Source organism: Kitasatospora sp. NPDC092286, from assembly GCF_044755565.1.
GTDB lineage: Bacteria > Actinomycetota > Actinomycetes > Streptomycetales > Streptomycetaceae > Kitasatospora.
Genome location: NZ_JBIVRD010000006.1, coordinates 112,547 through 124,589 on the forward strand (window position 1 = coordinate 112,547; position 12,043 = coordinate 124,589).

At 71.9% G+C, this 12,043-nt stretch carries 11 protein-coding genes; 7 read left to right on the plus strand and 4 right to left on the minus strand.

All coding sequences use genetic code 11. From position 1 onward, the window contains the following. Nucleotides 1-49 precede the first annotated feature (49 nt). A complete protein-coding gene (locus tag ACIQIB_RS08305) occupies nt 50-361 on the minus strand; it encodes a DUF2530 domain-containing protein (protein WP_363607898.1) in 312 nt (103 codons plus the stop codon). A 226-nt stretch (nt 362-587) separates the two neighbouring features. Here ACIQIB_RS08305 and ACIQIB_RS08310 point away from each other — a divergent pair, with 226 nt between their 5' ends. Then, entirely contained in the window at nt 588-2,048 is a 1,461-nt protein-coding gene (locus ACIQIB_RS08310) for an NCS2 family permease (protein WP_363607897.1), read from the plus strand. Between the two features lie 95 nt (nt 2,049-2,143). Here the strand turns inward: ACIQIB_RS08310 and ACIQIB_RS08315 are convergent, their stop codons facing one another. Next, entirely contained in the window at nt 2,144-3,319 is a 1,176-nt protein-coding gene (locus ACIQIB_RS08315; RefSeq protein ID WP_400757301.1) for a PLP-dependent cysteine synthase family protein, read from the minus strand. Nucleotides 3,320-3,729: 410 nt separating this feature from the next. Here ACIQIB_RS08315 and ACIQIB_RS08320 point away from each other — a divergent pair, with 410 nt between their 5' ends. From ACIQIB_RS08320 to ACIQIB_RS08330, 3 genes are all read left to right on the plus strand, one after another. Next, entirely contained in the window at nt 3,730-5,088 is a 1,359-nt protein-coding gene (locus tag ACIQIB_RS08320; RefSeq protein WP_400757302.1) for a hypothetical protein, read from the plus strand. Between the two features lie 117 nt (nt 5,089-5,205). Further along, nucleotides 5,206-6,129, plus strand: coding sequence for a DUF4231 domain-containing protein (locus ACIQIB_RS08325; RefSeq protein WP_400653703.1), 924 nt, complete (start codon nt 5,206-5,208; stop codon nt 6,127-6,129). 195 nt (nt 6,130-6,324) lie between these two features. Further along, complete coding sequence (locus ACIQIB_RS08330; protein WP_400653704.1) at nt 6,325-8,037, plus strand: hydrogenase maturation protein; 1,713 nt, start codon at nt 6,325-6,327, stop codon at nt 8,035-8,037. A 137-nt stretch (nt 8,038-8,174) separates the two neighbouring features. Here the strand turns inward: ACIQIB_RS08330 and ACIQIB_RS08335 are convergent, their stop codons facing one another. Next, nucleotides 8,175-8,570 (minus strand): VOC family protein, encoded by a 396-nt coding sequence (locus tag ACIQIB_RS08335; protein ID WP_363607892.1) that lies wholly within the window; start codon nt 8,568-8,570, stop codon nt 8,175-8,177. A gap of 152 nt (nt 8,571-8,722) precedes the next feature. On the opposite strand from ACIQIB_RS08335, the gene ACIQIB_RS08340 reads away from it, so the two are divergent. Both ACIQIB_RS08340 and ACIQIB_RS08345 read left to right on the plus strand, forming a co-directional pair. Next, on the plus strand, nt 8,723-9,157 hold the full coding sequence (locus tag ACIQIB_RS08340; RefSeq protein WP_363607891.1) for a MarR family transcriptional regulator: 435 nt from the start codon (nt 8,723-8,725) through the stop codon (nt 9,155-9,157). Nucleotides 9,158-9,279: 122 nt separating this feature from the next. Next, the gene (locus tag ACIQIB_RS08345) at nt 9,280-10,782 is read left to right on the plus strand and encodes an MFS transporter (RefSeq protein WP_400653705.1); all 1,503 of its coding nucleotides are present in this window, start codon (nt 9,280-9,282) and stop codon (nt 10,780-10,782) included. Between the two features lie 51 nt (nt 10,783-10,833). Here the strand turns inward: ACIQIB_RS08345 and ACIQIB_RS08350 are convergent, their stop codons facing one another. Further along, complete coding sequence (locus ACIQIB_RS08350) at nt 10,834-11,370, minus strand: GNAT family N-acetyltransferase (protein ID WP_400757303.1); 537 nt, start codon at nt 11,368-11,370, stop codon at nt 10,834-10,836. Nucleotides 11,371-11,415: 45 nt separating this feature from the next. On the opposite strand from ACIQIB_RS08350, the gene thpR reads away from it, so the two are divergent. Then, on the plus strand, nt 11,416-12,003 hold the full coding sequence (gene thpR / locus ACIQIB_RS08355; RefSeq protein ID WP_363607888.1) for an RNA 2',3'-cyclic phosphodiesterase: 588 nt from the start codon (nt 11,416-11,418) through the stop codon (nt 12,001-12,003). Nucleotides 12,004-12,043: the final 40 nt, after the last annotated feature.

Here is a 12,043-nt window from a genome sequence, read left to right on the forward strand (position 1 = left end):
ACCGACTCTACGGGCGCCTTATGTCCGGTGCGTGCTACTAAAGGACTATTCAGTCCGACCGGGTGGCCGGGTTCTGGCCGTTCTCCCCGTCGGCCTGTCCGGCCTCCGCCCCGGCCGCGGCGGCGCGGTCGCGGGCGATCGCGGCCCGGCGGGCGCGGCAGTACCAGAGGCCGATCAGGCCGAGGACGGCGCCGGACAGGCAGATCCACGGCCAGTTGCCGTGGCCCTGCTCGGAGAGGGTGCCCTGGAAGGGGAGCAGCACCAGGAAGGCGACGAACCACAGCACCGTGCCGCCGCCGACGATGGCGACGTCGTTGGCCTCCAGCGGCGGGGGAGAGGGGTGCAGTGGCGTCTTGGGCATGGGGCCTAGCGTACGGGGCGGCGCCCGGTTGTCCGAGACCCCGCCGGGCCCCGTCGTTCTACGCGCGAAGATAGCGCGTGTGCGATCGGGGAATTCATACTTGAGGTTCCGGTTGGCCGTGCCATGCTCAGCGCGACTGTGTCTGCGTCCGCCCCGCCGGGCCGCCCGGCCACCGTCGCTCCGGGTGTCTCCCCTCTCCTCAGCCCCCACAAGAGGACGCACGCCCATGTCAACGGCCCAGCCGACCACCGAGTCGCCCGAGCCTGCCCCCACGGTGCCCACTCCCCCGAACGGCACCCTGGACCGCTTCTTCCGCATCTCCGAGCGCGGCTCCAGCCTGCCGCGCGAGATCCGGGGCGGTGTCGCCACCTTCTTCACGATGGCGTACATCCTGGTGCTCAACCCGATCATCCTGGCGAGCGCCACGGACATGACCGGGGCCCACCTGGACAGCGCCCAGCTGGTCACCGCCACCGCGCTCACCGCCGGCCTCACCACCCTGCTGATGGGTGTGATCGGCAACGTCCCGATCGGTCTGGCGGCCGGCCTCGGCGTCAACACCATCGTGGCCCTCCAGCTCGCCCCCAAGATGACCTGGCCGGACGCCATGGGCATGGTGGTCCTGGCCGGCTTCGCGATCATGCTGCTGGTCGCCACCGGTCTGCGCGAGCGGGTCATGAACGCCGTGCCGCTCGGCCTGCGCAAGGCCATCGCGATCGGTATCGGTCTGTTCATCAGCCTGGTCGGGCTGGTCGACTCCGGCTTCGTCAGCCGCATCCCGGACGCCGCCCACACCACCGTCCCGCTCCAGCTCGGCGCCAACGGGCACCTCCTCGGCTGGCCCGTGCTGATCTTCGTGCTGGGCCTGCTGCTGACCCTGGTCCTGCTGGTCCGCAAGGTGCCCGGCGCGATCCTGATCAGCATCGTGGCGATGACCGGCCTCGCCGTGGTCATCGACAAGATCGCCGACGTCCCCGCCCTGAAGTGGGGCCTCACCGTCCCGTCCTGGCCCGGCAACCCGGTCGCCGCGCCCGACTTCGGCCTGGTCGGCAAGGTGAGCCTGTTCGGCGGCTTCGAGAAGGTCGGGGTCCTGACCGGGATCCTGTTCGTCTTCACCGTCCTGATGTCCTGCTTCTTCGACGCGATGGGCACCATCCTCGGCGTCGCCGACGAGGCCCACCTGCTGGACGAGAAGGGCGACCTGCCCGGCATCAACAAGATCCTGATGGTGGACGGCATCGCCACCGCCGCCGGCGGCGCGACCTCCTCCTCCGCCAACACCTGCTTCGTCGAGTCGACGGCGGGCGTCGGTGAGGGCGCGCGCACCGGGTTCGCGTCCATCGTCACCGGCGCGCTCTTCCTGGTCGCGCTCTTCCTCACCCCGCTCGCCACCATGGTCCCCGCCCAGGCCGCCACCCCGGCCCTGGTCACGGTCGGCTTCCTGATCCTGGCCAACTCGATCAAGGAGATCGACTGGGCCGACTACACGATCGCGATCCCGGCCTTCGTCACCATCGTGATGATGCCCTTCACCTACTCGATCACCAACGGCATCGGCTTCGGCTTCATCACCTTCTGCGTGCTGCGCCTCGCCGCCGGCCGCGGCCGGAGCGTCCCGGTGCCGCTCTACGGGGTGGCGGCGGTCTTCGCCTTCTACTACCTGATGCCGGCCCTCGGCCTGCTCTGACGCCTACGTCCTTCGTGAGCCCTCCCGCGCGTCGCGCGGGAGGGCTCACGGCGTTCGCGGTCGGCCCGAGTAGCGGTTTCCGGGGGCGGGTCGCGTCACATGTTCCAGAGGACGGTGGCCGGCCGGGGCGTGGGCTCGACGTCGACGGGCGGGTGCCAGTCGCCGGTCTTGAAGAACTCCTCGATGGTGGGGACCCAGGGCTTGTAGTCGATCCCCTTCTCCTTCAGCCAGGCGTCGTCGTAGTACTCCTTCTGGTAGCGGTCGGCGGAGTCGCACATCAGGGTGGCGACCTTTCCGCTCCGGCCGCTCTCCTGCATCGTGAGCAGGATCCGGATCGCCCCGAACAGACCGGTGCCGGTCGACGGCCCGGCCTTGATGCCCCACCCGGCGTCGGCGGCCACCCGCATGGTCGCCACGGACGCCGCGTCGTGCACCTGGATCATCCGGTTGACCATGGGGAACAGGAACGACGGCTCGACCTCCGGCCGGCCGATCCCTTCGATCCGCGAACCCTGGTCCTTCACCGTGCGGTCGTCGTCGCGCCAGCCGCGGAAGTACGCCGAGTGGTCCGGGTCCGTGACGCAGACCCGCAGCCTGGTCTGGGCGTACCTGGCGTAGCGGCCCACCGAGGTCGCCGTGCCGCCGGTGCCCGCGCCCATGACGAACCAGTCCAGTTCCGGCACCGCGCCGAGCAGTTCCGGCGCGAGGCCGTGCTCGCCGCGCCAGTCGTAGGCCCGCTCGGCATAGGTGAACTGGTCCAGGAAGTAGCCCTTCTTCGTCACCGCCAACGCCCGGGCCTGGGCGACGATGTCGCCCTTCACCGGGACCGGGGTGCCGCCGTACTGCTTGATCAGCTCCAGCTTCTCCTTCGAGGTGCTCTCCGGCACCACCGCGTAGAACTCGATGCCGAGCTGCTGGCAGTACCACGCCTCGGAGACGGCGGTCGAGCCGCTGGACGCCTCGATCGCGGGCGTCTTGGCGGTCAGCTGCCCGCTGGCGAGGGCGTTGGTGAGCAGCGCCTCGGCGAGGCGGTGCTTGTGGCTGCCGGAGGGCTGCTCGGACTCCTTCTTGATGTGCAGCTCCAGTCCCGCGAGCTTCGGTGGCAGCGGGATCCGCTGCACCGGCGTCTTCAGGGGCTGAAGCTTCTCCCGGATCAGCTGGATGCGGGTGTCGACCCACTGGCGGTCGTCCGGGTAGACGTCAGAGATGTCGTCGTCATCGTTCTGGTCCCCCGGGGTCCCGCCCGTTGTCACGCGCTGTGCCACGCTCATCTGCGTCCTCCACCGGTCCGGCATCCACCGCCCACGGGAGAGGGCGGAATGACGCCATCCCTAGCAGTCCGGGCGTCCGTCGGGTGGGACGCGCGGGGCGGAGCCGTGCGCACATCACCTGTGCGGTGGAACGCCGTCCCGGTTCGGCGGCAACCGCGTTGACGGCCAGGGCGGTTGTCCGCCGGGCGGACCTGCCCCCGGGCAGGCGCCCTGGTGGGCCGACGCGATCGGTGGCTACATTCGGCCGTGGCAGTGCCGAAGCGGATGCTTCTTGCCCGGGGAGGCCTGATGGTGCGTGGTGGATCCGGCGGGCGCGGCGGACGGTTGCCGTCCTCGCAGTGTTGTGCGGGGTGCCGGCGGGCTCGCCGGGGGTAGGCGAGGCGGCCGAACAGGGCGTCTTGCCGGGCCAGTTGACGGTGAGTGCAGCCCGCACCAGCCCCGGGTCGGTCGACGCGGGAGGCGTCTACAACTACGTTCCCTCGGTGATGCGGGACGGGCTGTACCGGATGTGGTGGTGCGGGTCGGACGCGGCCCACCCGGGCGACCACATCTTCTACGCCGAGTCGTCCTCGCTGGACGGCCCGTTCCACGCCCGCGGCAGCAACGCCCCCTACCAGGTGGTCTTCTCGCCCACCGGCGGGGCGACCTTCGACGGGCAGCACACCTGCGATCCGTCGGTGCTGAGGGTCAACGGCATCTACTACCTGTACTACGGCGGCCTGCGCGGGCCGGGGGCGTCCACCGGGATCGGGGTCGCCACCAGCGCCGACGGCATCAACTGGACCAGGGCCAACGGGGGTGCGCCGATCGTCACCCCGGCCTACCGGCAGGACACCGGAAACGGCTATGGCGCCGGCCAGCCGGCCGTCTCGTACCTGGACGGGCGCTTCTACCTCATGTACACCGACACCACCGGGGCGGCCTCCTCGCCGAAGAACGGCCAGGGCTTCCCCGAAGGCGCGGGCCAGTACCTCCTGCGGTCCGCCGATCCGGGCTTCCAGTCCGGGGTGGAGGAGCTGACCGCCGGCGGATTCCAGCCCCGGACGGCGGCCAACCACACGGCGTACAACGGCATCGGCAACTACTACAGCGTCGACCTGCAGTACAGCGACGCCCTGGACTCGTGGATCGTGGCGCACTCCGACGGCCCCGACTCCAGGCTGACCTTCCTCTCGCCCGACTTCTCGTCCCGGACCTTCGCCGATGTCGCCATGCCGCGGTCCGTGGTCGAAGGGCCGGGGCTGGTCTCGCGGCCGGACCGGCACGCGGTCGCTCCGGTCGGCGGCCGATGCGGCGTCGTCCCGGTCGACATCGTCAACGCGGCCGCCAGCCCCGTCGCTCCGACCGGCCTCGCGCATGCGGGTGTGGACGTGTCGGCGGGTCGGTCCTGCGCATCGATGGCTCCCGGCCAGGTCGCCCGGGTGTTCGAAGGCTATGGCATCCAGGTGCCCGGTCTGCCGCCGGCGTTCATCGACGGAGGCCTGCGGCTGCAGTCCGCCGGTCTCCCGCCGATCCAGGACGTGACCAGGAACTTCGTCGTCACCACCCCCGAGGTCTTCTACAGCATCCCCTACGGGGCCTCGCTGTTCGTCGGGCAGACGGTGGTGGGTGCGCCGGGCCGGCCGGCGGCCTTCCTGCTGGACAACTCCACCAAGTGGCCGATCAGCGCCCTGAAGATCATCACCGACAACGGCTCGACGATCACCATGGTCGGTACGGCGCAGTACGACGCCTACCCGAGTGGGCCCGCCCTCTACCTGGTGCAGTAGTGGTCGCCGGGCGGGTGGACAACCGCCGGTTGACGGGGAGTGCCAAAAAGGTCCCTGTGTAGGGAAGTTGACGGCGGGCATACTGCCTGAACGGGAGACGTGGAGGGGGCGCGGCCGATGGTGCAACAGGATCCGCCCGGGGGAGACGAGGCGAAGCTGCTGCCTGAGCTGTTCTGGACGGCCGACAAGGCGTCCCTGGACGGCCAGCGCGAGACGCTGCGCTGGTACCGGGGGCTGATCGCGATGCTGGTGGTCGCGGCGGTGGTGGGCTCGCTGCCGGGGCCCGAGCACCGGGGGGACAGCGACATCACGCCGCTCTTCTCGGTGGTGGCGTTCCTCGTCGCGGGCTACTTCTGGTCCCGGCTGCGGCGCGGCAACCCGCAGGGGCGCTGGTACGAGGCCAGGGCGGCGGCCGAGTCGGTGAAGACGCTGGCCTGGAAGTACTCGATGCGGGCGCGGCCGTTCGACGGCGAGGCGGAGTCGGCGGAGGTGGACCACGGCTACCTGCTCCAACTGGAGGACGTGCTAAGGGCCTTCGAGGACCCGGAGATCGTGCCGCCGGGCACCGTTCCGGAGATCACCGCGGAGATGCGCCGGGTCCGGTCCGACAGCCTGATCGCACGCCGAACGCTCTATCTGCGCACCCGGGTCGAGGGCCAGCGCACCTGGTACCGCTCGCGGGCCGAGGCGTGCGAGTCGCAGGCGGTGTCCTGGGGGCTGGGCATCGCCACGCTGATCATCGTCGGTGCGGCGGCGGCGATCGCGCAGGCGGTCGGCGCGCTGCCGGTGCACATCTTCGGCGCCAGCTCGGCCGCGGCCGCGGCGGTGATCGCCTGGACCCAGCTGAAGCAACTGCGTCCGCTGGCCGCCGCGTACCAACTGGCCGCGCGTGAGCTGGAGAACGTCGGCAACCAGCTCTCCGACCTCGACCTGAAGGCTCCGGACGCCGAGGCGCGCTGGGGCCGGCTGGCCGCGGAGGCGGAGGACGCGGTCTCACGCGAGCACACCACCTGGCGGGCCCGCCGCGCCTTTCCGCGCTGAGACGGGGCGCGCGGGGCGCTTTGCGGGAACAGGGGGTCGTGAGGAGTTCAAGCAGGGTTCGCGGGCTGCCGAAAACAAGGTATGCGCGGTTCGCGAAAACCGGGCCGGACAGCGCCGACCGTAGTCGTCGGGGGTTTCCGGATCCTGGTCGCATCGCCTCCGCGCACTGACATCCGTCACTGCCTGGAGGCACCCTTGCGCATTCTCCTGATCGCCGACGCGTTCAACAGCCTGACCCAGCGGATCCACACCGAGCTCCGCGAGCGGGGCCATAAGGTCGGCGTCCAACTCGCCCTCGGTGACGATCAGATGAGGGCCTCCGTCACCTGGACCGACCCCGAGCTGATCGTCTGCCCGATGCTCACCAGGGCGATCCCGGAGGACATCTGGTCCACCCGGACCGTCCTGATCGTGCACCCCGGTCCCAAGGGCGACCGCGGTCCGTCCTCGCTCGACTGGGCGATCATCGGGGGCGCGGAGCGCTGGGGCGTGACCGTCCTCCAGGCGGTGGGGGAGATGGACGCCGGGGACATCTGGGCGTCCGTCAACTTCCAGGTGCCGGAGTGCGGAAAGAGTGAGCTGTACCGGTGCGAGGTTGCCGACGCGGCCGTGGAGGCCGTGCTGCTGGCGGTGCGGCGGTTCGAGGGCGGCCTCTTCACCCCCGAGCCGCTGGACTACGACCGGCCGGACATCCGCGGCCGGCAGCGGCCCTTCCTCACGCAGGAGATCCGCCGGATCGACTGGGCCGTCGACGACACCGACACCGTGCTGCGCAAGCTGCGTGCGGGCGACTCGCAGCCGGGCGTGCTGGACGAGCTCTACGGGCGCGAGTACTTCCTGCACGGCGGCCACCCCGAGGACCAGCTGCGCGGCAGCAGGCCCGGCGCGGTGATCGCCGTCCGGGACGGCGCGATCTGCCGCGCCACCGTGGACGGCGCGGTCTGGATCCCGCAGCTGCGTCCGCGCCGCACCCCGGGCGGGCCGGCGACCTTCACGCGGCCGGCCGCGGCCGTGCTGGCCGAGAAGCTGTACGGGGTCCGGGAGGTGCCGGTCAGCCCGGTCGACGCGGCCCGCCGGGAGACCTGGTCGGAGATCCGGTACCACGAGCAGGACGAGGTCGGGTTCCTCGAATTCTCCTTCCCCGGCGGGGCGATGAGCACCGACCAGTGCCGTCGGCTGCTCGCCGCCTACCAGGCGGCGGTGGACCGGCCGACCGCGGCGCTGGTGCTCGGTGCGGCCCGGGACTTCTTCTCCAACGGCATCCACCTCAATGTGATCGAGGGGGGCTCGTACCCGGCGCTGGAGTCCTGGGAGAACATCATCGCGATGGACGACCTGGTCGAGGCCGTGCTCACCACCACCGACAAGCTGACCGTCTCGGCGCTGTCCGGGAACGCGGCCGCGGGCGGGGCGATGCTGGCCATCGCCGCCGACGAGGTCTGGTGCCGCGAGTCGGTGGTGCTCAACCCGCACTACCGGCTGCTCGGCCTGCACGGCTCCGAGTACTGGACGTACACGCTGCCACGCCGGGTCGGCGCCGAACAGGCGGAGCGGCTGACCTCGGCCGCCCTGCCGGTCGGCGCGGTGCGGGCGAGAAGGCTGGGACTGGTGGACCGGACCTTCGGCGGTGACGCGGCGGAGTTCCGCCGCTGGGTGACCCGGGAGGCGTCCCGGCTGGCCGGTGCGCCGGAACTGGCCGGCCGGCTGCTGGAGAAGAAGCGCCGCCGGACCGAGGACGAGGACGTCAAGCCGCTGGCCCAGTACCGGGCGGAGGAGCTCCGGCGGATGCACCGCAATTTCTTCCGGGACGGGGAGCCGTACCACGAGCTGCGACGCGGCTTCGTGCACAAGGTCACCCCGCTCCGGACGCCGGAGCGCCTGGTGGGGCTGTTGGGACGCGCGGACTGACCGGGCGGCGAGGGCGCCGCACCGTGGGCCGACGGTGCGGCGCCCTCACCGTCGGCGCGCCACGCAGCGCGCCACGCAGCGCGGCACACGGCGCGGCACACGGCGCGCCACACGGGGTGGGCGCCCGCGTCGTGGCGTCACTCCAATGGCGCTAGGCCGAACGGGTGGCCGGCCGGATCGATCAGCACCTTCAGCGTGCGGCCGTGCTGGTACCGCGGCTCGGTCGCGCCGAGGGCGAGCGCGCGGACGGTGGCCTGCTCCAGGTCGTCGACGTAGAAGTCCAGATGGAAGTGCTTGCCGCCGTCCGGCTCGGTCCACTGCTCCGGCCGGTACCCCCGCACCCGGCCGAACCCCAGCGGACTGCCGCCCTCGGGGTTGTCCAGGATGGCGAAGTTCTCGTCCACGTGCCGGGTCTCCCACCCGAGCAGCTCGCCGTAGAACGCGGCCAGCGCGACCGGGTCGGCGCAGTCGATGGTGACCATGGCGAGGCGGGCGAAGCCGGTGTCGTTCTGCTCGGCGGCGGCGTCGGACATTTCTGGTCGGCCCTTCTGCTGAGGGGTGGTGCAGATCGGATCACGACCAGCATCGCGCTCACGGTGCCGCTCGGCGCGGTCAGGAGGTGGGGATGGTGCCGCGCGGGGGAACGCATTTTCCTTAGCGAGAGTAATGACGTAGGCTAAAGAACATGCCCGAGATGTCCGAGCAGGACCTCGCAGCGATCAGTCAGCTGCGATCGTCCACCATGCGCCTCTCCCGTCGTCTGCGTCACCAGCGTGTCGAGGAGTCGCTCAGCCCTACCGAGATGGGGGTGCTGGGCACCCTCGCGCGATGCGGCAAGGCCACGCCGGGTGAGCTCGCCCGGAAGGAGCACGTGCAACCGCCCTCGATGACCAGGATCGTCGCGATGCTGGAGGAGAAGGGCCTGGTGCGGCGGGAGCCGCACCCCGAGGACCGCCGGCAGGTGGTCGTCAGCAGCACCGAGCAGGCCGAGGTGATCCTGGCGGAGAGCCGCCGGCGTCGCAACGCCTGGCTCGCCGAGCTCGCCGAGGGGCTCGACGAGGACGAGTGGGCCGCCCTCCGGCAGGCCGCGCCCGTGCTCTACAAGCTCGCACACCTGTAGGCATATCCGTTCCGGTCAGCCGCCGGAGGGCAAAGGAGTACCGCATCACCGCAGGACCGATCACTGACACCAGGAGCGCGACGACCACCCCACGGGTCGTCGCGCCGCGAGGGGAGACCAACGTGACACCGCCGGCCGCAGCCAGCGCCGCCGCCATCCGCACCGACGACCCGACCACCGACCCCGCCGCGGCCACCGCCGCGGCCGCCGATTCCCAGGCACCCGCCCCGACGGGGCTGCCCGGCAACGGCGACGACGACCCCGACGAACGCACCGCGGCGGCCACCCCCGCCGCTTCCGTCCCGCCCGCCGCCCGCTTCACCCGGCCCGGGGGGATGTTCTCCTCGCTGCGCGTCCGCAACTACCGCTACTACTTCGCCGGCCAGGTGGTCTCCAACACCGGGACCTGGATGCAGCGGATCGCCCAGGACTGGCTGGTCCTCAGCCTCACCGGCAGCCCGTTCGCCGTCGGTATCACCACCGCCATGCAGTTCCTGCCGATGCTGCTGCTCGGCCTCTTCGGCGGTGTGCTCGCCGACCGGATGCCCAAGCGCCGGCTGCTGATCTGCACCCAGGGCGCGATGGGCCTGCTTGCCGCGGGCCTCGCCGTCCTGACCATCGGCGGCGTGGTGACGCCGTACTACGTGTACGTGTTCGCGCTGCTGCTCGGCCTGGTTACGGTGGTGGACAACCCGACCCGGCAGGCCTTCGTCTCCGAGATGGTCGGTCCGAAGGACCTCGCCAACGCGGTCAGCCTGAACGCCGCCAACTTCCAGACCGCCCGGCTGGTCGGCCCCGCCGTCGCGGGCCTGCTGATCGCCGCGGTCGGCAGCGGCTGGGCGTTCGCGGTGAACGCGCTCTCGTTCGCCGCCGTGATCGGCGGGCTGCTCGCGATGCGGCAGAGCGAACTGCGCCCGATCGAGCCGATCGCCCGCCAGAAGGGGCAGTTGCGCGAAGGGCTGCGCTATGTGAAGGAGCGGCCCGAACTGCTCTGGCCGATGGTGCTGGCCGGGTTCATCGGCACCTTCGGGTTCAACTTCCCGACGCTGCTCTCCGGTTTCGCCTACGACACCTTCAAGGTGGGTGCCGGGCAGTACGGCCTGCTGAACACCGCGATGGCGGTCGGCTCGCTGGCCGGCGCGCTGCTGGCGGCCCGCCGGGGCGTGCCGCGGCTGCGCCGGCTGGTGGCCGCGGCGCTGGCCTTCGGGATGCTGGAGGTGGTGGCCGCCTTCGCGCCCGGCTACTGGACCTTCGCGGTGCTGCTGACCCTGATCGGGGTGTTCGGCCTGAGCTTCAACACCTCGGTCAACGCCACGCTGCAGCTGGCCACCGATCCCGAGATGCGGGGCCGGGTGATGGGTCTGCTGGTGCTGGTGTTCACCGGCGGCACCCCGATCGGCGCGCCGGTCGTCGGCTGGGTGACGGCCTCGTACGGGCCCCGGCTCGGGCTGCTGGCCTGTGGCGCGGTCTCGGCGCTGGCGGCCGTCACGGTCGGCCTGGTGCTGGCCCGCAGTGCGGACCTGAGGGTGCGGGTGGACCTGCACCCGGGACGCGGTGGCCGGGTGGTCGCCTTCGTGCCGCGGACCACCGCGCCCGCCAGGTCGGAGCTCGCCGCCGCCTGCTGATGACGCGTCAGTCGCCGGATGCGCCTCGCGCGCCCGGTGGCTGACTCGACGTCAGATCCGGATCGCCAGGATCTGGCCGTGCCAGGTCCCGTTCGGCTGGTCGACCTCGAAGGTCTCCGTCTCGGTGAAGCCGAGCGCCAGGTACTGGCCGACCAGCCGGCGGTCGCCGCCCGCGTAGCAGTCCACCCGGAGCAGCCCGATGCCCCGGGCTCGGGCCTCCTCGACGGCGTCGGCGACCAGCGCGGCGCCGATGCCCGAGCCCGAGCGGGCCCGGTCGGTCACCAGGCTGCGGACGTACAGCTCGCGCTCGCCGGCGGGGGTGGCGTACTCGGGCGCCTGTTCGGACAGGACGCAGGATCCGACGGCCCGCCCGTCGCCGTCCACCGCGAGCCGGATCAGGAACGGCTCCCGGCCGTACTGCTCGACGCGCTCGACGGCGGCCGGCCGGCTGCTCCAGGGCTGGTCGCCCCACTGGCCGGTGCGTCCGCGGGCGACGAGCCAGGCGACGGCGCCGTCGAGCAGGGCGAGGACTTCGGCGATGTCGTCGGGGCCGCCGGTGCGGATCTTCAGGTTGCTCGTGTTGTTCACGACAGCCGTTCTAGCCCAGACCGGCTCGCGCGGGAAGATGGCTTCATGAGGCTTTTTGTGGCGGTGCTGCCACCGGTCGAGGCGCTGCAGGGGCTTGCCGACGCGGTCGCCCCGGTACGCGAGCTGCCGGGGGCGGACCGGCTGCGCTGGACGGCCGTCGAGGGCTGGCACCTGACGCTGGCCTTCCTCGGCGGGGTGGCGGCCGAGCGGCTGCCGGAGCTGGAGGCGGGCCTGGCCGCCGTGGCGGAGCTGCACCCGGCGCACCGGCTGCGGCTGTCCGGCGCCGGGCGGTTCGGCGACCGGGTGCTCTGGGCCGGGGTGGAGGGGCAGACCTGGGCGCTGCGGCGGCTCGCCGAGGCGGTGAACGAGGCCACCGCGGAGCTGGTCGGCGAGGTGGACGCGTTCCGTTTCCACGCGCATCTGACCCTGGCCAGGGCCGGCTCCTCCCGGGGCCACCGGCGGGCCGTGCAGCGGGTCGCGGCGGCCGAGCTGGAGGGCATGGCCGAGGCGCTCGGCGCGTACCGGGGGCCGGAGTGGGAGGCCGCCGGGCTGCACCTGATGAAGAGCGACCTGGACGGCGGCTTCGCGCACTACGAGACCGTCCGCCGCTGGCCACTGGCCCGCTGGAGCTGAGCCGCCGCGGGCCGCTCCCGGACCTCGGCGTCCGGCCGGG

Excerpts from the sequence above, each read along its gene's own strand:
- ACIQIB_RS08305 (WP_363607898.1), bottom strand. The coding sequence starts at position 361 with ATGCCCAAGACGCCACTGCACCCCTCTCCCCCGCCGCTGGAGGCCAAC.
- ACIQIB_RS08310 (WP_363607897.1), top strand. The coding sequence starts at position 588 with ATGTCAACGGCCCAGCCGACCACCGAGTCGCCCGAGCCTGCCCCCACG.
- ACIQIB_RS08315 (WP_400757301.1), bottom strand. The coding sequence starts at position 3,319 with ATGAGCGTGGCACAGCGCGTGACAACGGGCGGGACCCCGGGGGACCAG.
- ACIQIB_RS08325 (WP_400653703.1), top strand. The coding sequence starts at position 5,206 with ATGGTGCAACAGGATCCGCCCGGGGGAGACGAGGCGAAGCTGCTGCCT.
- ACIQIB_RS08335 (WP_363607892.1), bottom strand. The coding sequence starts at position 8,570 with ATGTCCGACGCCGCCGCCGAGCAGAACGACACCGGCTTCGCCCGCCTC.
- ACIQIB_RS08340 (WP_363607891.1), top strand. The coding sequence starts at position 8,723 with ATGCCCGAGATGTCCGAGCAGGACCTCGCAGCGATCAGTCAGCTGCGA.
- thpR (WP_363607888.1), top strand. The coding sequence starts at position 11,416 with ATGAGGCTTTTTGTGGCGGTGCTGCCACCGGTCGAGGCGCTGCAGGGG.